The 20,736-nt window shown below is 60.1% G+C and carries 24 protein-coding genes; 11 read left to right on the top strand and 13 right to left on the bottom strand.

The genetic code is table 11. The features are described 5' to 3' along the window. Positions 1-237: 237 nt before the first annotated feature. The 5 genes from speE to AC193Q_RS01570 form a co-directional block, all read right to left on the bottom strand. On the bottom strand, positions 238-1,113 hold the full coding sequence (gene speE / locus AC193Q_RS01590) for a polyamine aminopropyltransferase (RefSeq protein WP_041068886.1): 876 nt from the start codon (positions 1,111-1,113) through the stop codon (positions 238-240). Positions 1,114-1,340: 227 nt separating this feature from the next. Further along, complete coding sequence (locus AC193Q_RS01585; protein ID WP_007960694.1) at positions 1,341-1,532, bottom strand: PLDc N-terminal domain-containing protein; 192 nt, start codon at positions 1,530-1,532, stop codon at positions 1,341-1,343. Positions 1,533-1,603: 71 nt separating this feature from the next. After that, the gene (locus tag AC193Q_RS01580; protein ID WP_047292960.1) at positions 1,604-2,134 is read right to left on the bottom strand and encodes a hypothetical protein; all 531 of its coding nucleotides are present in this window, start codon (positions 2,132-2,134) and stop codon (positions 1,604-1,606) included. 201 nt (positions 2,135-2,335) lie between these two features. Continuing rightward, a complete protein-coding gene (locus AC193Q_RS01575) occupies positions 2,336-2,854 on the bottom strand; it encodes an ankyrin repeat domain-containing protein (RefSeq protein ID WP_483879074.1) in 519 nt (172 codons plus the stop codon). A 96-nt stretch (positions 2,855-2,950) separates the two neighbouring features. Continuing rightward, entirely contained in the window at positions 2,951-4,789 is a 1,839-nt protein-coding gene (locus AC193Q_RS01570; protein WP_483879073.1) for a long-chain-acyl-CoA synthetase, read from the bottom strand. Between the two features lie 377 nt (positions 4,790-5,166). Between AC193Q_RS01570 and AC193Q_RS01565 the strand changes: the two genes are divergently transcribed. After that, entirely contained in the window at positions 5,167-5,445 is a 279-nt protein-coding gene (locus AC193Q_RS01565; RefSeq protein WP_027613327.1) for a DUF3509 domain-containing protein, read from the top strand. Positions 5,446-5,617: 172 nt separating this feature from the next. Here the strand turns inward: AC193Q_RS01565 and mtnC are convergent, their stop codons facing one another. The 5 genes from mtnC to aroC all read right to left on the bottom strand — a co-directional run bounded on the left by mtnC (position 5,618) and on the right by aroC (position 9,835). Next, on the bottom strand, positions 5,618-6,301 hold the full coding sequence (gene mtnC / locus AC193Q_RS01560) for an acireductone synthase (RefSeq protein WP_095667107.1): 684 nt from the start codon (positions 6,299-6,301) through the stop codon (positions 5,618-5,620). A gap of 4 nt (positions 6,302-6,305) precedes the next feature. Further along, complete coding sequence (locus AC193Q_RS01555) at positions 6,306-6,851, bottom strand: 1,2-dihydroxy-3-keto-5-methylthiopentene dioxygenase (RefSeq protein WP_047293056.1); 546 nt, start codon at positions 6,849-6,851, stop codon at positions 6,306-6,308. A 92-nt stretch (positions 6,852-6,943) separates the two neighbouring features. After that, positions 6,944-7,570 (bottom strand): methylthioribulose 1-phosphate dehydratase, encoded by a 627-nt coding sequence (locus AC193Q_RS01550; RefSeq protein WP_047292955.1) that lies wholly within the window; start codon positions 7,568-7,570, stop codon positions 6,944-6,946. Further along, entirely contained in the window at positions 7,567-8,712 is a 1,146-nt protein-coding gene (locus AC193Q_RS01545) for an MFS transporter (protein WP_483879072.1), read from the bottom strand. The genes AC193Q_RS01550 and AC193Q_RS01545 overlap by 4 nt, the downstream gene beginning before the upstream one ends. Positions 8,713-8,743: 31 nt before the next feature. Then, entirely contained in the window at positions 8,744-9,835 is a 1,092-nt protein-coding gene (aroC, locus tag AC193Q_RS01540; protein WP_095667109.1) for a chorismate synthase, read from the bottom strand. 130 nt (positions 9,836-9,965) lie between these two features. Between aroC and AC193Q_RS01535 the strand changes: the two genes are divergently transcribed. Continuing rightward, entirely contained in the window at positions 9,966-10,919 is a 954-nt protein-coding gene (locus AC193Q_RS01535; RefSeq protein WP_047293054.1) for an alpha/beta hydrolase, read from the top strand. Positions 10,920-11,018: 99 nt separating this feature from the next. After that, the gene (locus AC193Q_RS01530; protein WP_047292952.1) at positions 11,019-11,810 is read left to right on the top strand and encodes a hypothetical protein; all 792 of its coding nucleotides are present in this window, start codon (positions 11,019-11,021) and stop codon (positions 11,808-11,810) included. Between the two features lie 160 nt (positions 11,811-11,970). On the opposite strand, the gene prmB is transcribed toward AC193Q_RS01530, so the two are convergent. Next, complete coding sequence (prmB, locus tag AC193Q_RS01525) at positions 11,971-12,879, bottom strand: 50S ribosomal protein L3 N(5)-glutamine methyltransferase (RefSeq protein ID WP_047292951.1); 909 nt, start codon at positions 12,877-12,879, stop codon at positions 11,971-11,973. 239 nt (positions 12,880-13,118) lie between these two features. Here prmB and AC193Q_RS01520 point away from each other — a divergent pair, with 239 nt between their 5' ends. The 5 genes from AC193Q_RS01520 to AC193Q_RS01500 all read left to right on the top strand — a co-directional run bounded on the left by AC193Q_RS01520 (position 13,119) and on the right by AC193Q_RS01500 (position 15,889). Further along, positions 13,119-13,709 carry a cysteine hydrolase family protein gene (locus AC193Q_RS01520; RefSeq protein ID WP_003223193.1) on the top strand — a complete coding sequence of 197 codons (591 nt, stop codon included), beginning with the start codon at positions 13,119-13,121 and terminating at the stop codon, positions 13,707-13,709. Between the two features lie 130 nt (positions 13,710-13,839). Next, positions 13,840-14,160 (top strand): hypothetical protein, encoded by a 321-nt coding sequence (locus AC193Q_RS01515; RefSeq protein ID WP_041068857.1) that lies wholly within the window; start codon positions 13,840-13,842, stop codon positions 14,158-14,160. 74 nt (positions 14,161-14,234) lie between these two features. After that, positions 14,235-14,792, top strand: coding sequence for a Smr/MutS family protein (locus AC193Q_RS01510; RefSeq protein ID WP_095667111.1), 558 nt, complete (start codon positions 14,235-14,237; stop codon positions 14,790-14,792). Positions 14,793-14,869: 77 nt separating this feature from the next. Next, positions 14,870-15,415, top strand: coding sequence for a GTP cyclohydrolase I FolE (gene folE, locus AC193Q_RS01505; protein ID WP_003442011.1), 546 nt, complete (start codon positions 14,870-14,872; stop codon positions 15,413-15,415). A gap of 102 nt (positions 15,416-15,517) precedes the next feature. Further along, positions 15,518-15,889 (top strand): glutathione S-transferase N-terminal domain-containing protein, encoded by a 372-nt coding sequence (locus AC193Q_RS01500; RefSeq protein ID WP_145593224.1) that lies wholly within the window; start codon positions 15,518-15,520, stop codon positions 15,887-15,889. A 166-nt stretch (positions 15,890-16,055) separates the two neighbouring features. Here AC193Q_RS01500 and AC193Q_RS01495 read toward each other — a convergent pair whose 3' ends face one another. After that, complete coding sequence (locus tag AC193Q_RS01495; RefSeq protein WP_483879071.1) at positions 16,056-17,222, bottom strand: aminotransferase-like domain-containing protein; 1,167 nt, start codon at positions 17,220-17,222, stop codon at positions 16,056-16,058. Between the two features lie 82 nt (positions 17,223-17,304). Between AC193Q_RS01495 and AC193Q_RS01490 the strand changes: the two genes are divergently transcribed. The 3 genes from AC193Q_RS01490 (at position 17,305) to AC193Q_RS01480 (ending at position 20,116) form a co-directional block, all read left to right on the top strand. After that, entirely contained in the window at positions 17,305-17,751 is a 447-nt protein-coding gene (locus AC193Q_RS01490; RefSeq protein WP_095669234.1) for a MarR family winged helix-turn-helix transcriptional regulator, read from the top strand. Positions 17,752-18,049: 298 nt separating this feature from the next. Then, on the top strand, positions 18,050-19,399 hold the full coding sequence (locus tag AC193Q_RS01485) for an NCS2 family permease (protein WP_483879070.1): 1,350 nt from the start codon (positions 18,050-18,052) through the stop codon (positions 19,397-19,399). 90 nt (positions 19,400-19,489) lie between these two features. Next, positions 19,490-20,116: a LysE family translocator gene (locus AC193Q_RS01480; RefSeq protein WP_003223174.1), complete on the top strand. Its 627-nt coding sequence runs from the start codon at positions 19,490-19,492 to the stop codon at positions 20,114-20,116. 210 nt (positions 20,117-20,326) lie between these two features. Here AC193Q_RS01480 and uraH read toward each other — a convergent pair whose 3' ends face one another. After that, positions 20,327-20,680, bottom strand: a complete 354-nt coding sequence (uraH, locus tag AC193Q_RS01475) for a hydroxyisourate hydrolase (RefSeq protein ID WP_007913983.1) — start codon at positions 20,678-20,680, stop codon at positions 20,327-20,329. Between the last annotated feature and the right edge of the window lie 56 nt (positions 20,681-20,736).

Below are 20,736 nucleotides of genomic sequence, written 5' to 3'. Positions count from 1 at the left end.
GGCGAGATTGATCGTTCAAAAGGATTGCGGCGCACGAACATGAAAAAAAATTAACCGATGGGGAAACAGGCTTGTGTGGCGAGGGGATTCATCCCCGATGGGCGCGAAGCGTCCCTGAATTCAGCGAACGCATAGTGTCAGTTCCAACGCGTCTGCCGATTTTACGACTGCTGCGCAGCCGGTCGGGGATAAATCCCCTCACCACAGGGGATCTATCACCGATCCGGGAATAGTGCGTCAGTCGTTGCTTGGCTTGTTGATCGCCTGCAGCACGTACTGTGGCAGCGCGAACGCGCCGATGTGGATTTCCGGGTTGTAGTAGCGGGTGACGATGCCGCTGCCGATGAAGCGTTGCTGCAGGGTTTCACGGCTCAGCTTGCGGTAGGCCGGGTTGGTCGAGCCCCAGGCGAAGGTCATCGAACCGCCAATGTAGGTCGGCACGGCCGCTTGATAGAAGTGCCAGTCCGGGAACAGGCTGCGCAGGCGACCGGCGGTGGTTTTGACTTCGTCGATCTGCATGAACGGCGTGCCGTTCTGGGTCACGAGGATCCCGCCTTCGTTCAGGCAACGGTGACAGGCCTGGTAGAAGTTCTCCGAGAACAGCACTTCGCCCGGACCGATCGGGTCGGTGGAGTCGGAGATGATCACGTCGAATTTTTCTGTGGTGGTGGCAACGAAACGCATGCCGTCGTCGATCACCAGGTTCAGGCGTGGATCGTCATAGGCGCCCTTGGAGTGGTTCGGCAGGAATTCCTTGCACATGTCGACCACGGTGCCGTCGATCTCGACCATGGTGATGTGCTCGACGCTGGCGTGTTTGGTCACTTCGCGCAGCATGCCACCGTCACCGCCGCCGATGATCAGCACGCGCTTGGCGGTGCCGTGGGCGAGGATCGGCACGTGGGTGAGCATTTCGTGGTAGATGAATTCGTCGGCTTCGGTGGTCTGGATCACGCCGTCCAGCGCCATCACCCGCCCCATGCGCGGGTTCTGGAAGATCACCAGGTGTTGGTGTTCGGTGCGCACTTCGTGCAGCAGTTTTTCCATGCGAAAACGCTGGCCGTAGCCTTCGTAAAGGGTTTCCAGGTACTCGCTGGTCTTGGTGACGGTCATGGTCAAGTGCTCCGATGAATGCGCGGGCGTCGATCGTGGGGACGATTGCCCGGGAAAGGCGCGCATTCTACGTTGCCGAAGATGACAGGTCGAACCTCTGTTCATCGACAATCCACAATCCCTGTAGGAGCTGCCGAAGGCTGCGATCTTTTGATCTCTGTTTTAAAAAAAACAAAGTCAAAAGATCGCAGCCTTCGGCAGCTCCTACAGGGGTATTACAGTGTTCTTCAGACCCGCACATTGCCCCGCGGTCCGGCAATCGCCCAGATGATCAGGCCCAGCACCGGCAGGAGGATGATCAGCAGGACCCAGAGGATTTTCATCCCGGTCTCGGCACCGCTTTTCAGTACGTTGATAATGGCCCAGATGTCGAGGGCAAGAATGATCAGGCCAATCAGCCCGTTGAACGTGGAACCCATGGTGTCACTCCAGATTAGTGGCATGCACTTTTAGGATAGACGGTCGCGCGCAGGGTTCCCTTTTATTGCGTTCAGACGTGAACGGCGACTTTCAGCGCTTCCAGCGACGGCGCCGCCGCGATGCCGACTTCGGCACACAGCTCCAGCACTCGTGGCACGTCGTTGCCGTAGACCAGCACCACTTGCAGCTCGTCATCGAGCAGCTGACTGAAGTTCATCAGCGTGTAACCGCCGTTTTCCTTGTTCAGGCTGCTCATCTGCACCTGAATGCGGTTGAGTGCGGTCAGTGCCTCGGTCTTGGCCAGTTGCTTGGGCTTGAGGTTGAATTCGACGCCCGGGCCAAACGAGGCGACGATCTGTGCGAACAGATCAACGTAGGTGTCGGCCTGGAACAGCACGGTGTCCGGCAGGCTGCCGACCACCACCCACTCACCCAGCGGAATCGGGAAGGTGTCGTCGTAGTTGATGTCCGGGTTGGCCGCGAGGAACGCATCGGCATCGGCGTAGGCCTGCGCCGCTTCGTCGGCCACGTTCAGGATCTCGTCCTCGCCCATGCAGCCGGAGCTGATTTTGCTGATGAGTTCGACGAGTGCGGCTTTCATGAGGGCGGATCCTGTGGAAGGTTGAATTTGAGGGCGCGGAGAATAACGCATTGCGACCTCCGGCTGCACACAGAACAATGTGGCGAGGGAGCTTGCTCCCGCTGGGGCGCGAAGCGGCCCCCAAACAGTGAATTCACCATTTTTACCAGCGCTGCGCACTGGAGCGGGAGCAAGCTCCCTCGCCACAACATCTCGACAGCCTCAGGCCAGCAGCTTTTCCAGCTGCGCCGTGGTATCGACTGCGCCCATGGTGCGGGCCGCGTCCAGCGCGGTGATGCCGTTGGCATCCTTGGCTTGCGGGTTGGCGCCCTTGCTGATCAGGTATTCAACGATTTCAACGCGGTTGAACATCGCCGCCATCATCAACTCCGTGCGCCCGTCGAAGGACGAACCTTCGATCTCGGCGCCCGCTTCCACCAGCGCCTTGACCACCGCCAGATCGCCCTTGAACGCGGCGCCGGCAATCGGGCTCTGGCCGTTGCCGTTACGCATTTCCGGGTCGGCCTTGTGCTTGAGCAGCACCTGCACCGCGTCGACGTGGCCGTAGTAACTGGCGAGCATCAAGAGCGTATCGCCCTTGCTGTTTTTCAGGTTCACCGGCAAACCGGCGCTGATCAGCCGATCAAGCATCAGCGCATCACCTTCGCGCGCCTTGTTGAACACCTGCTCGGTGAATTCGGCAGCTTCTTCAGGGGTCATCTGGCGGCTTTGGTCAGACATGGGCAACTCCACTTTCGGTTATTCGCAAAGCCGACAGTTTCCCGAGCGCGACCATAGCTGTCACCCCCTTTTTCTCAAGTCCTGCCATAGCCAATCTCAATAGCGGTACTTGCCCTGATGAATATCGGCCAGCACCTGATCCGTCACCTGCACGTAAGTCTGGGTGCCGGGCAACCAGGCATAGATTGGGTCATCCCCCGTCTGGGCGGGGTCGAAGCCTTCGTTTTTCAAACGGGTCTTCTGGTATTTGAACGTCCCGGTGGTCTCCATTTTCACCTTCACCCGCAGGAACAGCGGTACCGCATAGGCCGGCATGCGCTGACGGGCGAATGCGAGCAATTCAGAGAAATCCAGGGTCGCCAGTGACTCGGCGGGCGTGATGGCGGCCATCCCGGCGCGACCGTTGGTGTTGCGCACTTCCACACCGTAGGCCACCGCCTCGGAAATGTGCGGATGCTGCAACAACAGGTTTTCCACTTCCGTGGTCGAGACGTTTTCGCCCTTCCAGCGGTAGGTATCGCCGAGGCGATCGACAAACTGCGCATGGCCGAAACCGATATTGCGCAGCAAGTCGCCGGTATTGAAGAAGCGGTCGCCCTTGCTGAACACATCGTGCAGCACCACTTTGGCGGTTTTCTCTGGGTCGGTGTAGCCGTCCAGCGGGGCCTTTTCGTCGATCCGTGCCAGCAGCAAGCCCTGCTCGCCCTTGCTGACCTTGCGCATGAAGCCGTTGGCGCTGCGCAGCGGCTGCCCGCTGTCGTGGTCGTAAGCCACCAGTTCCCAGGCCATCAGCGAGAAACCAATGGTGTTGTCGAAGTTGAGAATGTTGCTGAAGCCGATATTGCCATCACTCGCCGCGTACAGTTCGCAGATGTGCTCGACGGCAAACCGGGTCTTGAACTCGGCCCAGGCGCCGGGACGCAAGCCGTTGCCGATCATCTTGCGCACGGCGTGACGGCTGTCATCGGCACTGGGCGGCTGATCGACCAGATAGCGGCACAATTCGCCGACATACCCGAGGGTGGTCGCGTTATAGCGACGCACGTCCGGCCAGAACTGGCTGGCGCTGAACTTGCGGCGGATGGCGAACCCGGAAGCGCCATTGATCGCCGAGCCCCAGCACACGCAGAGGCCGGTGGCGTGGTACAGCGGCAAGGTGCAATAGACGACGTCGTCGGGCGTCATGTTCAGAGCGATCATGCCGAAGCTGGCCGAGCTGCGCATCCAGCGGCCGTGCTTGAACACCCCGGCCTTGGGCAGGCCGGTGGTGCCGGAGGTGTAGATGTAAAAACACGGGTCGTTGAAGAACACTTCGCCGCTGCTGGGCGGGTTGTCACCGCGCGCATCGGCGCTGGCACTGATCAGGTTGATGTAGCCCTCGGGCGCAATGCCCGGGTGGCTGTAGGTGTCGCGGTCAGCGATAAACCAGGTGCGCTGCGCCGGGATCGACACCTGCTCGCGGATCGCGGCAAACGCCGGTTGCAGTTCTTCACCGAGCACGATCGCCACCGGCGCTACCAGATTGATGCTGTGAATCAGCGTGTCGCGGGTCTGCGAAGTATTGAGCAGCGCACTGACCGCGCCGAGTTTGGCCAGGGCCAGAATGGTCACCAGCAGTTCCGGGCGGTTTTCGATGAACACCGCGACCACATCGCCCTTGCCGATGCCCTGCGTACTCAAATAGTGGGCGATGCGATTGGCCCACTGGTTGACCTGCGCGTAGGTCAGCAAGACGTTGTCCTGCAGGATCGCCAGGCCTTCAGGGTTACGCAGGGTTGCCTGCTCGAAGGTCCAGCCGAGGCCACACGTTTGGGTCGGATCCGTGACGTTGGCGACTTTCATGCCCTTGACCACCCGCGGGATGGCTTTGGCGATTGTCGGCAGTTTGCGGAGCATCATGCTCCAGGTAATCGTGTCGCTCGGCGCGTGACGCATGGCAGTTCCCCGTTCGACCTGGCTGGCCGGTTTCTTATTGTTCGGGCCGTGGCATGACCTGCGTTGCGGGCAAGGTCGGGATCGAAAATACGACAGCGCTTCTCGGCCTGTACACGCGGTTTTTGCAATGTTTTGTATCCGCCCGCTCATGCTTGGCAGCGGAGATTGCGCCTTTGCCATTTGGTTCCGTTCAACTGAAGAGAATCCCGCAAAATGCAGGATGCACGATGGCCATTCATGCAGTTTGCACGACCCGTGCAAATTTCATGATTTTTAAGCAATTGATTTTAAAGGATTTTTTATTTTTCAAATGCTGGCACAATCGCTGCAACCTCCTGTGCATGCTTGCCCTTCAAGTGCATACGGAGCTGAAAGACATGAGCCTGATTCAAGAAAAATTTACCTCCCTGTTCTCCAACTTCAACGTCACCACTGCACCGCGTCCTGATGGCGGGATTTTGCTGACCTTGCGCAGCAGCGAAGGCAAAGTGTTCAAGCGCGCCTTGACCTACCAGCAAATGCACAACGCCGACCAACTGTCGTGGGCAATCAGCGCCATCCGTCGTGACTTGGCAGAAGAAGCCAGTGAACTGCCGCAGATTGCAATGCTGCAAAGCCAGCAGCGTTTTGCCCTGCCGACGTATCATTCGCTGTAAAAATGTAAACGCATTAAACAAAAAAAGGCCGTGGAGCATCTGCTCCACGGCCTTTTGTTTGTACGCAATTCTTATGTAGGAGCTGCCGAAGGCTGCGATCTTTTGATCTTGATCTTTTAAATCAAAGTCAAAAGATCGCAGCCTTCCGCAGCTCCTACAGGGACTTGTGTGGTTAGAAGGCTTCGGGTTCGATGCCGGTGAAGCTGTCGACGGTGATATGGCTTCCCAGTTCTCCACCCTCGCGGGCCAGGCCACAGGTCTGCAAACCGGCAGCCTGCGCGGCATCCAGTTCCTCGACGATATCCGACAGAAACAGAATCTCCCCCGGCTCGACGCCAATTGCCTGTTGGATGTTGCGATAGGACTGTTCTTCGCGTTTAGGCCCCGACGTGGTGTCGAAATACCCGCTGAACAGCGGCGTCAGATCCCCCGCTTCGGAACAACCAAAGATCAGTTTCTGCGCCTGGATCGAACCGGACGAATACACAAACAGTTGATAACCGGCCTGATGCCAGCGCTTGAGCGCTTCAACGGCGTCCGGGTAAACGTGGCCTTTCAACTGCCCGGCCTGATAGCCCTGCGCCCAGACCATGCCTTGCAGCGCTTTGAGCGGCGTGGCCTTGCGGTCTTCGGCGATCCAGCTCAGGAGGATTTCCACCACCCGTTCAACATCGGCCTGCGGCTCGTTGCTGTCGCGGCGCACGGCGGCGATCTGCTCGGCGACATCGGCGCGCTCGGCATTCTGCCGCACGAAGTCCGGCAGGTGTCTGGCGGCATACGGGAACAGCACGTCGAAGACGAAACTCACCGCGCTGGTGGTGCCTTCAATGTCGGTGAGGATGACTTTGATCGACATCGGCTCAGTCCTCCAGACGCGGGAAGCGCCCGGCGATATCTTCGCCAGTGAAGTTGGCAACCCAACCTTCGGGGTTGTTGAACAGGCGAATCGCCACGAAGTGCGGGTGCTCGCCCATGTCGAACCAGTGTTTGGTGCCGGCCGGCACCGAGATCAGGTCGTTCTTCTCGCACAGCACCGCGTAGACGTAATCGTCGATGTGCAAAGTAAACAGGCCACGACCGGCGACGAAAAAGCGCACTTCGTCCTCGCCATGGCGGTGCTCTTCAAGGAACTTGGCACGCAGCTCGGCTTTTTGCGGGTGATCGCTGTTGAGGCTGATCACATCGACGGTGATGTAACCGCGCTCGGTCATCAGTTTGTCGATCTGCTCCTGATAGGCGCTGATCACCTCTTCCTGGCTGGCACCGGGCTGGATCTTCGTCGCGGCTTGCCAGCGGTCGAAGCGTACGCCCTGCTCGGCGAGCGTCGAGGCGATGTCTTCGAAATGGGTCAGCACCTTGTTCGGAATCTCGGGGCTGGATACGTGATAAACGGACAGGCTGCTCATGGGCAATTCCTCGGTAACGGCCTTGCCGTCCGGTTCTTGCAGACCGGTCGGGCAGTGCATTTGATCAGGCAAACGGGCGGCTTCTGGTGAAGTCAGCCTTGGCGGTTCATGACGCTGCGGGTTTTCAACTCGCATTCAAACAGAAATTCAAAAGCCTCAATCTGCCGCAGCGCATCGCTCATCTGCGCACCCCAGGTGTAGAGGCCGTGGCCGCGAATCAGGTAACCGACGCAATCGGGATGGGCGTCGAGCCAAGGCTGCACCTTGGCGGCGAGGCGCGCAATGTCCTGATCGTTGTCGAAGATCGGCACGCGCACCCGGGATTCGTGGGTGGAGATGCCGCTGAAGGCTTTTTGCAGTTCGTAGTCTTCGAACTCGATAAAGTCTTGCGGTGTCAGCCGCGACAGGACCGTGGCGTTCACCGAATGGGTGTGCAGCACCGCACCGATTTCCGTGCGCCAGCTATAGAGCTGGGTGTGCAGCAGGGTTTCGGCGGACGGTTTTTTGCCCGGTTCCAGGCTGTTGCCGGACAGATCCGTGGCGAGCACATCGTCCAGCCCCAACTGGCCCTTGTGTTTACCGGACACGGTCAGCAGCGCTTGGCTCGGCGACAGGCGCGTCGAGTAATTGCTGCTGGTGGCCGGCGACCAGCCGCGACCATAAAGAAAACGCCCGGCGTCGACGATTTGCTGGGCGAGCTGTTCACGCGTAAGGCTCATGGCCTGTCCTCTTGCATACGTGTGGCAATGATAACGGCAGCAGCGAGCGCCGCGAGACTGGCAATACTAAAGGTCAATGTCGCGCCGAGGGCATTCCAGCTGTAACCGGAATACAACGCACCGAGCGCGCCACCGGTGCCGGCCAGCGCGGCGTAAAGCGCCTGGCCCTGACCTTGCTGGCGCGCACCGAAGCTACGTTGCACGAAAGCGATGGCAGCCGCATGAAAGCTGCCGAAAGTCGCCGCGTGCAGCACCTGCGCAAACAACAGCAGCCACAGGAATTCGGCGAACGAACCTAGCAGCAACCAGCGCAGCGCCGCCAGCAGAAAACTCACCATCAGCACCCGACGCAAGGAAAACCGCGCGAGAATCCAGCTCATGGCCATGAACATCAGCACTTCCGCCACTACGCCGACGGCCCACAACATGCCGATCACGCCACGGCTGTAACCGAGGCGTTCAAGGTGCAAGGTCAGAAAGGTGTAATACGGGCCGTGGCTCATCTGCATCAGCGCGACGCTGACGTAAAACGCCAGCACACCGGGGCTGCGCAGTTGCTTGAGGAAGCCTTCGCCGTTTGGCCGGTTACCTTGCGGCGGTTGCGCATTCGGCACCCACAGGCTGCTGAGGACGATACCGGCCATGATCAGCACCAGCGCCGCCGGGTAGATATCGAGACTGAGCCATTCGAACAAGCGCCCCAGCGCGACCACGGTGATGATGAAACCGATCGAACCCCACAAGCGAATCTGGCTGTAGCGCGAGGTTTGTCCCTGCAAATGCGCGAGGGTGATGACTTCGAATTGCGGCAATACCGCGTGCCAGAAGAACGCATGCAGCGCCATGACCATCGCCAGCCAGGCGTAGGTCTTGCTGACGAAAATCAGCGAGAACGTCAGCAGCGTGCACACTGCGCCGAAGCGCACGATGGCCAGGCGTTTGCCGGTGTAGTCGCCGAGCCAGCCCCAGATGTTCGGCGCCACACAGCGCATCAGCATCGGGATCGCCACCAGTTCGCCGATGCGCGCGGGGCTGAAGCCGAGGTGATTGAAATACAGCGCCAGAAACGGCGCTGTCGAACCGAGCAAGGCGAAATAGAACAGATAGAAACTGGACAGCCGCCAGTATGGGAGCGCCGCCACGGTCAGACCGCGACGGCTTGGCGATCAACCATCAAAGCTGACCCAGCACCGGCGTGCTGACGCGCACGTCGGCGTTCTGCCCACGGTGACGCAGCAGGTGGTCCATCAGCACGATGGCCATCATTGCTTCGGCAATCGGCGTGGCGCGGATGCCGACGCACGGGTCATGGCGGCCCTTGGTGATCACGTCCACCGGGTTGCCATGAATGTCGATCGAACGACCCGGGGTGGTGATGCTCGACGTTGGCTTCAACGCCAGGTGCGCAACAATCGGCTGACCGGACGAGATCCCGCCAAGAATGCCACCAGCGTTGTTGCTGAGGAAACCTTCCGGGGTCAGTTCATCGCGATGCTCGGTGCCACGCTGGGCGACGCAGGCGAAACCGGCGCCGATTTCCACGCCTTTCACCGCGTTGATGCTCATCAGCGCGTGCGCCAGTTCAGCGTCGAGGCGATCGAAAATCGGCTCGCCCAGGCCCGGCATCACGCCCTCCGCAACCACGGTGATCTTCGCCCCGACCGAGTCCTGATCGCGGCGCAACTGGTCCATGTAGGCTTCCAGCTCCGGCACCTTGTCCGGGTCCGGGCTGAAGAAGGCGTTCTGTTCCACCGAATCCCAGGTCTTGAACGGAATTTCGATCGGGCCGAGCTGGCTCATGTAGCCACGAATGACAATGCCTTGGGTGGCGAGGAATTTCTTCGCAATCGCCCCGGCCGCCACGCGCATGGCCGTTTCGCGCGCCGAGCTGCGTCCACCGCCGCGATAATCGCGCTCACCGTATTTGTGGTGGTAGGTGTAGTCGGCGTGCGCCGGACGGAACAGATCCTTGATCGCCGAATAGTCCTTGGACTTCTGGTCGGTGTTGCGGATCAACAGGCCGATCGAGCAACCGGTGGTGCGCCCTTCGAACACGCCGGAGAGGATTTCGACTTCGTCGGCTTCCTGACGCTGGGTGGTGTGGCGGCTGGTGCCCGGCTTGCGCCGATCGAGGTCGCGCTGCAGGTCGTCGAGGGAGATCTCCAGGCCCGGCGGGCAGCCGTCGACAATGGCGACCAACGCCGGACCATGGCTCTCGCCAGCGGTGGTGACAGTGAACAACTTGCCGTAGGTATTGCCGGACATGCAGGACGCTCCGTGAAATCAAACCCGAATTCGTGATGCGCGCCAGTATACGCAGGCTAACCGAGTAGTTCATCCTCGAACCTTAGTGGTGTTGGTGAGTCCAACCGGCACCTTGGCGAATGATGGCGTGATGATGCTGCGAGTTCTGATCTTGAGTCTTACCCTGTTGACCGGTTTTGCCCATGCGACTGTCCTGCAGCGCCCGATCTCTCTGGACACCGGCAACGGTGAGCTTTTCGGCTCGCTGTTGCTGCCAAAATCCGACACCCCGGTACCGGTTGTCCTGATCCTTGCCGGTTCCGGTCCTACGGATCGTGACGGCAACAACCCCGATGGCGGGCGTAATGACAGCCTGAAACGGCTGGCTTGGGTGCTGGCCAAACACAACATTGCCAGCGTGCGCTACGACAAGCGCGGTGTCGCTGCGAGCTTCGCGGCCACGCCCGACGAGCGCAATCTGTCGGTGGAGGCCTACGTCAACGATGCTGTGGCCTGGAGCCAGAAGCTGAAAAGTGATCCGCGCTTCGGCCCGCTGATCCTGCTCGGTCACAGCGAAGGCGCCCTCATCGCCACCCTCGCCGCCCCGCGCACGGAGGCTGCTGCGCTGATTTCCCTGTCCGGCAGCGCAAGGCCAGTGGATCAAGTGATTCGCGAACAACTGGCGCGCAGCCTGCCACCACCGTTGATGCTGCGCAGCAATCAGTTGCTCGACAGCCTCAAGGCTGGCCATACCGACGCCAACGTGCCGGCGCCACTGCAACCGATTTTTCGCCCGAGCGTGCAGCCGTACCTGATTTCGCTGTTCCGTCAGGATCCGGCCAAGGCGTTTGCACAGTTGAAGATGCCGGCGCTGATCGTTCAGGGCAGCAACGACATGCAGGTCGGCGTCGGCGATGCACAGGCGCTCAAAGCGGCCAATCCCAATGCCGAACTGGTGGTGATCGACGGCATGAACCACGTCATGCGCATCGTCGCCGCCGATGTGAAGCGGCAATTGGCCTCCTACAAGGACCCGAATTTGCCACTGGCGGCGGAGTTGGGCGGCAAACTCATCGAATTTATTGACGGACTTCGCAGCCGTTAAACGGTGTTTACCCTCCAGTCCTGAAAAAAACGGCCGATAAGCCTTTGTCGCCAGCGAACCGGCTGGCGACAAGCAGGGCTTGGACAGGATCTCGCCGTTATGACTGATACCCAGACTTCACCCGACACCACCGCTGAAAAAGACGCACCGCCAGCGGTCGAGCTGCCATGGGCGGACGTCAGCGTCGAGCACCACAAGATGCTCCGCCTGGCTCCGCTGCAGACTGACCGTCACACCGGTGGCCGGCCGTTGCGTTTTGTCGAATTCGGCTATGCCGAGCGCAACAGCAAAGAGCACAGCCTGATGCGCATGGCAATCAAACTGCCCGGCCAGCGCGTGCGCAAAGAACAGAACCATCTCGATGTGTGGGTCAATCACACCAGTAAGCGTGTACATTTCGGCCCCGACAGCGGCTTGCAGATCGAACCGCTGAACCGTGGCATCGGTCGCTTCCTGGCCGCGCAAGGCATCAATTGGGCGAAAAAACGCTGGCCCGCCTACACCGTCGACGGCATGGACCTGAACAACAAAGACGCGCTGAATGAAGACACCCGCCTGCGTCGCGATCACTTCTTGCGCGTGCATGGGTTTGACGTGGTCTACGCCGACGCCCAGCATTTGAAGGGCAGCGTCAAAGAGGTGCAGGTCGGTGACTTGCTGGGCGACTGGAACAGCGAGAAGCTGCAGATCGTCGAGATTCTCGAAGCGGCGCAGATGCTGCAGCAGGCCGAGCAGAACCTGGCCGAGCAGGAAGTAAAGCTGAAGAAGCAGGAAGAGAAGGTCAGCAAGTTCAAGCGTGAAGACGCTGGCTTGCGCTTCACCATTACCTGTCTGGTGGCGTTTGCGGTGTTTCAGGCGGGGTTGTTGATCTGGATTGCCACACACCGCTGAAATCAGCGATGACCTGTGGCGAGGGAGCTTGCTCCCGCTCGGCTGCGAAGCAGTCGTAAAACATGCACATGCAGTATGTCTGGTGCACCGTCATTGCATATTTTGGGTCTGCTTCGCAGACCAGCGGGAGCTAGCTCCCTCGCCACAGAAGTCAGTCAGGTCAAACGCGGGAAGCGAACAGCGCCTGATGAGCGCGGCACTGTTCCGCCGTCAGCATGAACACGCCATGCCCGCCGCGCTCGAAATCGAGCCAGGCGAAATCGACTTCCGGGTACAACGCTTCGACGTGCACCTGGCTGTTGCCCACCTCAACGATCAGCAAACCCTTCTCGGTCAGGTGATCCGCCGCCTCGGCGAGCATCCGTCGTACCAGGTTCAAGCCGTCATCACCACAGGCCAGACCCAGCTCCGGTTCGTGCTGGTATTCGTCCGGCATGTCGGCGAAATCTTCTGCGTCAACGTACGGCGGGTTCGACACGATCAGATCGAAACGCTGGCCTGGCAACCCATCGAAACCATCGCCCTGCACGGTGTACACGCGCTCATCGACGCCGTGGCGCTCGATGTTCTGATTGGCCACTTCCAGCGCTTCGAACGACAGATCGGCCAGCACCACTTCAGCGTTCTGGAACTCGTAGGCGCAGGCGATGCCGATGCAACCGGAGCCGGTGCACAGGTCGAGAATCCGCGCAGGTTCGTCACCGATCCATGGGGCAAAACGGTTTTCGATCAGCTCGCCAATCGGTGAACGCGGGATCAGCACGCGCTCATCGACGATGAACGACATGCCGCAGAACCACGCCTCGCCCAGCAGGTAGGCAGTCGGGATGCGCTCTTCGATGCGACGCTTGAGCAGGCGTTGCAGGTTGACCAGTTCGTCGTCTTCCAGCGCACAGTCGAGGTAGCTGTCGGCGATCTCCCACGGCAGGTGCAAGGCACCGAGCACCAGCTGCCGGGCTTCATCCCAGGCGTTGTCGGTGCCATGGCCGAAAAACAGATCCTCCCCATGGAAGCGGCTGACGGCCCAACGGATGTGGTCGCGCAGGGTACGAAGTCGGGAAGTGATCACGGGGCAGAACTCCAGAAAAAACGACTGGCGATTCTACCAGCCAAATCGCGCGCCGACGACGCAGGAAAATCCGCGGAGCGACAGTAGGACCTTTCTGTTTTTTGCATCAGCTATTGAACAGAACGTGTAACTTGACAAGGCTGCAGGCCAGTAACGACGGCGTCTACGATGGTAGCGGTTCACAGAAGCGCTCAGCCAGAGGACAATGCCGCAAAAGCCCCACCCCAAGGAGCCCCAGAATGTCCGTTCCAAAAACGATGTTTCAACTCAGCGGCCGCGGTTATGCAGCGGCCACACTGAGCCATGCCACCGTGGTCATCATCGATGCCCAGAAAGAGTACCTCAGTGGCCCGCTGGCCCTGAGCGGCATGGACGCGGCCGTCGCGAACATCAAACAACTGGTCGCTGCGGCCCGTGCAGCCGGTCGGCCGATCGTGCACGTGCGTCACCTCGGCACCGTCGGTGGCCTGTTCGACCCGCAGGGCGAACGCGGCGAATTCATCCCCGGCCTTGAGCCACAAGGTGACGAAACCATCATCGGCAAACTGCTGCCGAGCGCGTTCCACGGCACCGAACTGCTCGACCGTTTGCAGAATCTTGGCTCGCTGGACCTGATCGTCTGCGGTTTCATGAGCCACTCCAGCGTCAGCACCACCGTACGCGCGGCGAAGAACCTGGGCTTCCGTTGCACGCTGGTCGAAGACGCCTGCGCCACCCGTGACCTGCCGTTCAAGGGCCGCGTGCTCAGCGCCGCCGTGGTGCAGGAAGCGGAAATGGCGATCATGGCCGACAACTTCGCCACCCTTGCCCTGACTCAAGATCTGATCTGATCTCTACGAATGAGCGGCTCACCGCGCCGCTCATCCGCAAAAGCCTCGCATTTGCTTCAATTGCCTTAGCCTCAGGAACAACCCGGTCAACTCCCGGTCGAAGGGCCGATACCCATTGAGGAAGGTCGGAATGAAGTTATCCGATGGATTTGACGCACGCCGCTTGCGGCCCAAAGGCCAAAGCAACTGGCGTTTTCGATTCGGCGCAGCGATCGCCGCCATGCTGGCGACGTTCGGTGTGCTGCTGGCGATGGCCGGTGCCGCCAGCCTGCTGGGACGCCCGCCGGCGCTCGGCGACTTGAATGCCACGCCGATGGGTTCGGCGATCATTCTCGCGGTCGGCTTGTTGTTCCTGTACTTCGGCGTGGCCCTGTGGCGTCGATGCCGGCGTCGCGCCCGGCAATCGCGGGAACTGAACATGTCCCCGCACCTGATGAAAAAACACGACTGACTGCACGGCCTGGCTTTTTGCCGGGCCGTTTTGTTTCGACTTGGGTAAACTGGCCGCCCTTCGCGGAGGCTGACATGCAAGACGACGATTTTTCCCTGTTCAAAAGTGCGATCCAAGGCGTCAAGCCGATCAAGCACGACCGCGCCGACACCGGCAAACCCAAGGCTGACCGCGCGCAAATTGCCAAGCTGCGCCAGTCCGCCACTGTGCGCACCGACAACACCACCGTGGATGGCCTGTCCGATCAGTTCGTGATCGACGTCGGCCCCGAAGACGAGTTGATGTGGGCCCGCGACGGGGTGCAGGAAAGCCAGATGCGCAAGCTCAAGATCGGCCAGATCCCGTTCGAAGGCAGCCTCGACCTGCACGGCATGAACGTGGAAAAGGCCCGCGAGACGCTTTGGGCGTTTCTCGCCGAGGCGACCAAATTCGAAATCCGCTGCGTGCGCGTCACCCACGGCAAGGCCGTGCGCCTGGACGGCAAGCGGCCGATGATCAAAAGCCACGTCAACACCTGGCTGCGCCAGCACCCGCAAGTGCTCGGTTTCTGCTCGTGTCAGGCAAAACACGGCGGTGCCGGTGCGGTGTACGTGATGCTCAAACGCACCATGATGGAAGGCCGCGACGAATAATCGCGTTACACCGAACTTGCAGGGTTGTGTCCGCCACCGTACCCTTGCCCTTTGCGAAAATCCCCACAGGTAGTTTCATGTCCCTGGAACAGAATTACACCGCGATTCTCGGCCAACTGGGCGAGGACGTCTCCCGCGAGGGCCTGCTCGACACGCCTAAGCGTGCCGCCAAAGCCATGCAGTACCTCTGCCGCGGTTATGAACAGACGCTCGAAGAGGTCACCAACGGTGCCCTGTTCAGCTCCGACAACAGCGAAATGGTGCTGGTCAAGGACATCGAGCTGTACTCGTTGTGCGAACATCACCTGCTGCCGTTCATCGGCAAGGCGCACGTCGCCTACATCCCGAGCGGCAAGGTGCTGGGCCTGTCGAAGGTCGCGCGGATCGTCGACATGTACGCCCGCCGCCTGCAGATCCAGGAAAACCTCAGCCGCCAGATCGCCGATGCAGTGATGCAAGTCACCGGTGCGCTGGGCGTGGCCGTAGTGATCGAGGCCAAGCACATGTGCATGATGATGCGCGGTGTCGAGAAACAGAATTCGTCGATGATCACTTCGGTGATGCTCGGTGAGTTCCGCGAAAACGCGGCGACTCGCAGCGAGTTCCTCAGCCTGATCAAGTAATCGGCTGCAGAAAAAACCGGCGTTGATCGCCGGTTTTTTTTCGTCCGTGAAAAATCGGGTAAGCTGCGCGCCCTTCTATCTTTGCACCGTGAGGCTTTCAACGTGTTCGTAAAAGCGCTTCGTGTCGGCCTTGGCCAACTGATCATCTTCATCGACTTCATCACCCGCCCGGGCAAGAAACAGCGCCCCGCCGAGGCACAGGCGCAAGTCAACGCCGCCGCCAAAGGCCTGACCCTGTATCAGTTCCACGCCTGCCCGTTCTGCGTGAAAACCCGCCGCACCCTGCGTCGCCTGAATGTGCCGGTCGCACTGAAGGACGCGAAGAACAACGAACAGGATCGCCAGACCCTGCTGGACCAGGGCGGCAAGATCAAGGTGCCGTGCCTGCGCATTGAAGAGAATGGGCAGACGACGTGGATGTATGAGTCCAAGGTGATCATTGATTATCTGGATAAGCGGTTTGCGGCGGTCTGATATTGATGTTGTGTTGTTGATGCCCCCATCGCTGGCAAGCCAGCTCCCACAGTGATCTGTGGCGTTCACAAACCTGTGGGAGCTGGCTTGCCAGCGATGCGGCCCGCAAGAGCAACACATTACTCAGACAAAAATAAACCGGCCCTCGAGCCGGTTTATTTGTTTTTCACGCCGCTTTATTTATCTGCGCCTGACGCACCACCGCCGCCAGTCGCTTGAGCCCTTCATCCAGTCGCGACGGGTCGATGTGGCTGAAGTTCAAACGCAGGTGCCCAAGGTTTTTATCCGGTTCGGGAAAAAACGGCTCGCCCGGCATGAACGCCACGTCATTGGCCAATGCCTCGTTGAGCAGCGTTCGCGTATCCAGCGGTTGCTTGAGCGTCAGCCAGAAAAACAGCCCGCCCTGCGGCATGTTCCAGTCCGCCAGATCAGAGAAATGCGTTTCCAGCGCCGCTTGAAACGCATCGCGGCGCTGCCGGTAGAAGCCGCGCAACTCACCCAAGTGCTGCTGATATTCTTCACTGCCAATCCATTGCAGCGCCTGCCACTGGCCGATGCGGTTGGTGTGCAGATCCGCCGATTGCTTGAGCTTGAGCAGGTGCGGAAACAGGTCCGGGCTGGCGATCAGGTAGCCGACGCGCAAACCCGGGAGCAAGGTTTTCGACACGGTGCCGGTGTAGATCCAGCTGGCTTTGTGCAGGCGCCCGGCAATCGGTTTGGCGCTGCCGCCATCGAACGTCAGTTCGCGGTACGGCTCGTCTTCGATCAGGGTCACGCCGAATTCATCCAGCAATGCGGCGACCGCAGCGCGCTTGGCTTCGCTGTAGCGCACGGCGGATGGATTCTGAAATGTCGGGATCAGATAGATGAATGCCGGGCGGTGTTGCTCAAGACGACTGCGCAGTTGAGCCAGGTTCGGGCCGTCGGACTCTTGCGGCACGGTCAGGCAATCGGCGCCGAACAGCTGGAAGATCTGCAACGCGGCCAGGTAGGTCGGGGCTTCCAGAAGAATTTCGGTGCCCCTGTCGATGTACAACTTGGCGGCCAGATCGAGGGTCTGCTGGGAGCCGCTGACCACCAGCACCTGACTCGCCGTGCACGCCAGACCCAACGCTTGCGCCTGCGCCGCCAGCGCTTCACGCAGCGCCGGCTCGCCTTCGCTCATGCCGTATTGGCCGAGGGACAGCGGCATGTCGGCCCATTCGACTTTCGGCAGCATGGCTTCAGCAGGCAAGCCACCGGCAAACGACATCACCTCCGGGCGCTGGGCGGCGGCGAGGATTTCACGGATCAGAGAACTTTTAAGGCGCGAAACACGTTCGGAAAAAGCCATGGGAGTCACCGGTAGCGAGGGCTGGAGAAAATGAGTCAAACTGGTTGACTGAAACTACGACAGCTTGAGCGAGTACGTCAACATGCTTGACCTTAAAAACCCCGCCAGCCAGCAGCAGGCGATGGAAGCGTTTTTCTTCGGCTATCAGGCGTTCACCGCCAAGGCCGACGAAATGCTCGAACGTCGCGGCCTGTCCCGGGTGCATCAGCGGATTGTGTTTTTCATCGCGCGTTATCCGAATTTGAGCGTGAAGGAGTTGCTGGGATTGCTCGGCGTGAGCAAGCAGGCGCTGAACATGCCGTTGCGCCAGCTGCAGGAAATGCACTTGGTGGACAGCGTGGCGTCGGAGGCGGACAAGCGTAAGCGCCTGCTGGAGCTGACCGTAGAGGGTGCGAAGTTCGAGCAGGCGTTGCGCCGTGAGCAGGTGAAGTTGCTCGAACGGGTGTTTGCCGAGGCTGGGGAAGCGGCGGTGAATGGGTGGTTGGCGGTGAACATGGCGCTTGGGAGCACTCAACCACATGTTGATTGACTGATCCGGCCTGATCGCTGGCAAGCCAGCTCCCACAATGATCGGCAGCGTACACAAAACCTGTGGGAGCTGGCTTGCCAGCGATGGGGCCTCTGAGGGCGATATATCCCTATCGCCTGACCTTTCGTAAACAAAACCAAAAACAATATTTGCTTTATTTGTACACAAAAGCATAATCCACTGCGTGCGAGTTCCTGACCGCATGGTCAACAAATTCGCGTATGCCTCAAAGGGCTGCTGCCACCCCTCATGGGTCCGGCCCTGGAAATAACAATAAAACTCTTGAGGAGTACTCGCTGTGGAAAGCCGCAAATCCGAAGCATCGACGCTGGAACTCTCGCCGCCCTTACGCACAGGCGTGCTGGAGCGCATCTTCAAACTCAGCTTGCATGGCACCACGGTGAAGACCGAGCTGATTGCCGGTCTGACAACCTTCATCACCATGGCTTACATCATCTTCGTCAACCCGAACATCATGGCCGATGCCGGGATCGATCACGGTGCAGCCTTCGTCGCCACCTGCATCGCCGCCGCACTCGGCTGCCTGCTGATGGGCCTGTACGCCAACTGGCCGGTGGGCCTGGCACCGGGCATGGGCCTCAACGCCTTCTTCACTTACACCGTGGTCGGCACCATGGGCTACAACTGGGAAACCGCGCTGGGTGCAGTGTTCGTTTCCGGCGTGCTGTTCATGATCCTGACCTTCTCGCGGATTCGCGAATGGCTGCTCAACAGCATCCCGGTCAGCCTGCGCTTTGCGATGGGCGCCGGTGTCGGTCTGTTCCTCGGGCTGATCGGTCTGAAAACCGCCGGTATCGTCGTCGACAGCCCGGCGACTCTGATCAAGCTCGGCTCCCTGCGTGAACCCGGCCCGCTGCTGGCGGCGATCTGCTTCCTGATGATTGCGATCCTCAGCTACCACAAAGTATTCGGCGCGATCCTCATCAGCATTATCACCGTGACCCTCGCCGGTTGGGGCCTGGGCATCGTGCACTACGAAGGAATCATGTCGACCCCGCCAAGCCTGGCGCCGACCTTCATGGCAATGAACGTCGCGGGCGTGTTCAACGTCAGCATGATCAGCGTGGTCCTGGCTTTCCTCTTCGTACACATGTTCGACACCGCCGGCACGCTGATGGGCGTCGCCCAACGCGCCAATCTGGTCAACGCTGACGGGCGTATCGAAAACCTCTCCCGCGCGATGAAAGCCGACAGTGCCTCCAGTGTTTTCGGCGCGGTGGTCGGTGTTCCTCCTGTTACCAGCTATGTGGAAAGTGCCGCTGGCGTAGCCGCTGGTGGTCGGACTGGTCTTACCGCAGTCACCGTGGGTGTGTTATTTATAGCCGCGATGTTTTTCGCACCACTGGCTGGGATGATTCCGGCTTACGCCACCGCCGGTGCACTGATTTACGTCGCGATGCTGATGATGGGCGGCATGGCGCACATTGAGTGGGACGAAGCCACCGATGCGATTCCGGCGATCGTCACCGCAATCATGATGCCGCTGACCTTCTCGGTCGCCGACGGCATTGCGCTGGGCTTCATCACCTACGTGGCGTTGAAGGCCAGTACCGGCAAGTACAAGGAAATTTCCGTCAGCCTGTGGGTGCTCTGCGCGATCTTCATCGCCAAGTTCATCTTCTTGTAAGCGTCACGCGGTTCAAGCGTCAAACCAGCCTCACCCTCACGGGTGGGGCTTTTGCACATTCTTGAGTACAACAAAAAAAGGAGCAAAGTGATGAGTCTGGAAACCTGGCTGCTGTTCAGCGGCGCTGCATTGGTGGTGATCCTGATTCCGGGACCGCTGTCTTTGCTGATGATCAGCAACAGTCTGAACTACGGCTTGCGTCGCTCTTACCCGGCGTTTCTCGGCGGCGTGATCGCCTCGATCTGCCTGCTCAGCGCGTCGGCGCTGGGGCTTGGCGCTCTGCTGCTGGCGTCAGAACAGTTGTTCAGCGCCCTGAAAATCGTCGGCGCGCTGTACCTGTTCTACCTCGCCTGGCAGAGCTGGCAGCAATCGCGTCAGCCAGCGGTGGGCGCCGAAGTGCCGCAGGCCGCACCGGTGCCACGTTTCCGCACCCTGTTTGGCCGGGCCTTCGTCTTGGGCGCGAGCAATCCGAAGGACATTCTGTTTTTCGCCGCGTTTCTGCCGCAGTTCCTCAGCGCGCAACAACCGTTCTTGCCGCAGTTACTGATCATGATCGCGACCTGGGTGGTGCTCGACCTGTGCTGCAAACTGGCTTACGGGCTGGGTGCGCATGGTGCGGCGCGCTATCTGCGTAGCGGCAAGGGGCAGAGCTGGTTCAACCGGGTGAGTGCCGGGTTGTTCAGTGGTGCGGGCGCTGCGTCGCTGTTGAGCCGTTAAAGCATCGCTGGCAAGCCAGCTCCCACAGGTTCGGGGGTGTTCACATTTTTCGTGTACGACCCCGGACACTGTGGGAGCTGGCTTGCCAGCGATGGCGTCAGGCCAGACACCACTTTTCCAAGGCCGAAAAAAAGCCCGCAGTGTGAGCGGGCGAAAGACCAAAGAAGCTATATGCGCAGTCGCTTCCCGGTGGGGGCAGCTGCTTGGGGGTCAGCTGCCCCGGTAGGTGGAATAGCTGTAAGGCGAGATCAGCAGTGGCACGTGGTAGTGATCCTGCTCGGCGGAGATGCCGAAACGCAGCACCACCACGTCGAGGAACGCCGGTTCCGGCAGTTGCACGCCACGGGCGCGGTAGTAATCGCCGGCGTGGAACTGCACCTGATAGACCCCGGTGCGGTAGTCATCGCCTTGCAGCAGCGGCGCATCGACCCGGCCATCGCTGTTGGTAACGGCACTGGCGACCAATTCCAGATGCGAACCTTCAACGCGGTACAGCTCGACCTTGATCGAGCTGCCCGGGCAACCGTGTGCAGCGTCCAAAACGTGTGTTGTCAAACGTCCCATTGATTCTGCGCGCCTGGCCGCAAAGAGCAGTCAGACTTCGCGCCTCCCGAAGTCAG

Source organism: Pseudomonas sp. F2 (assembly GCF_057174385.1).
This window is presented reverse-complemented; position numbering and strand designations above follow the sequence as displayed.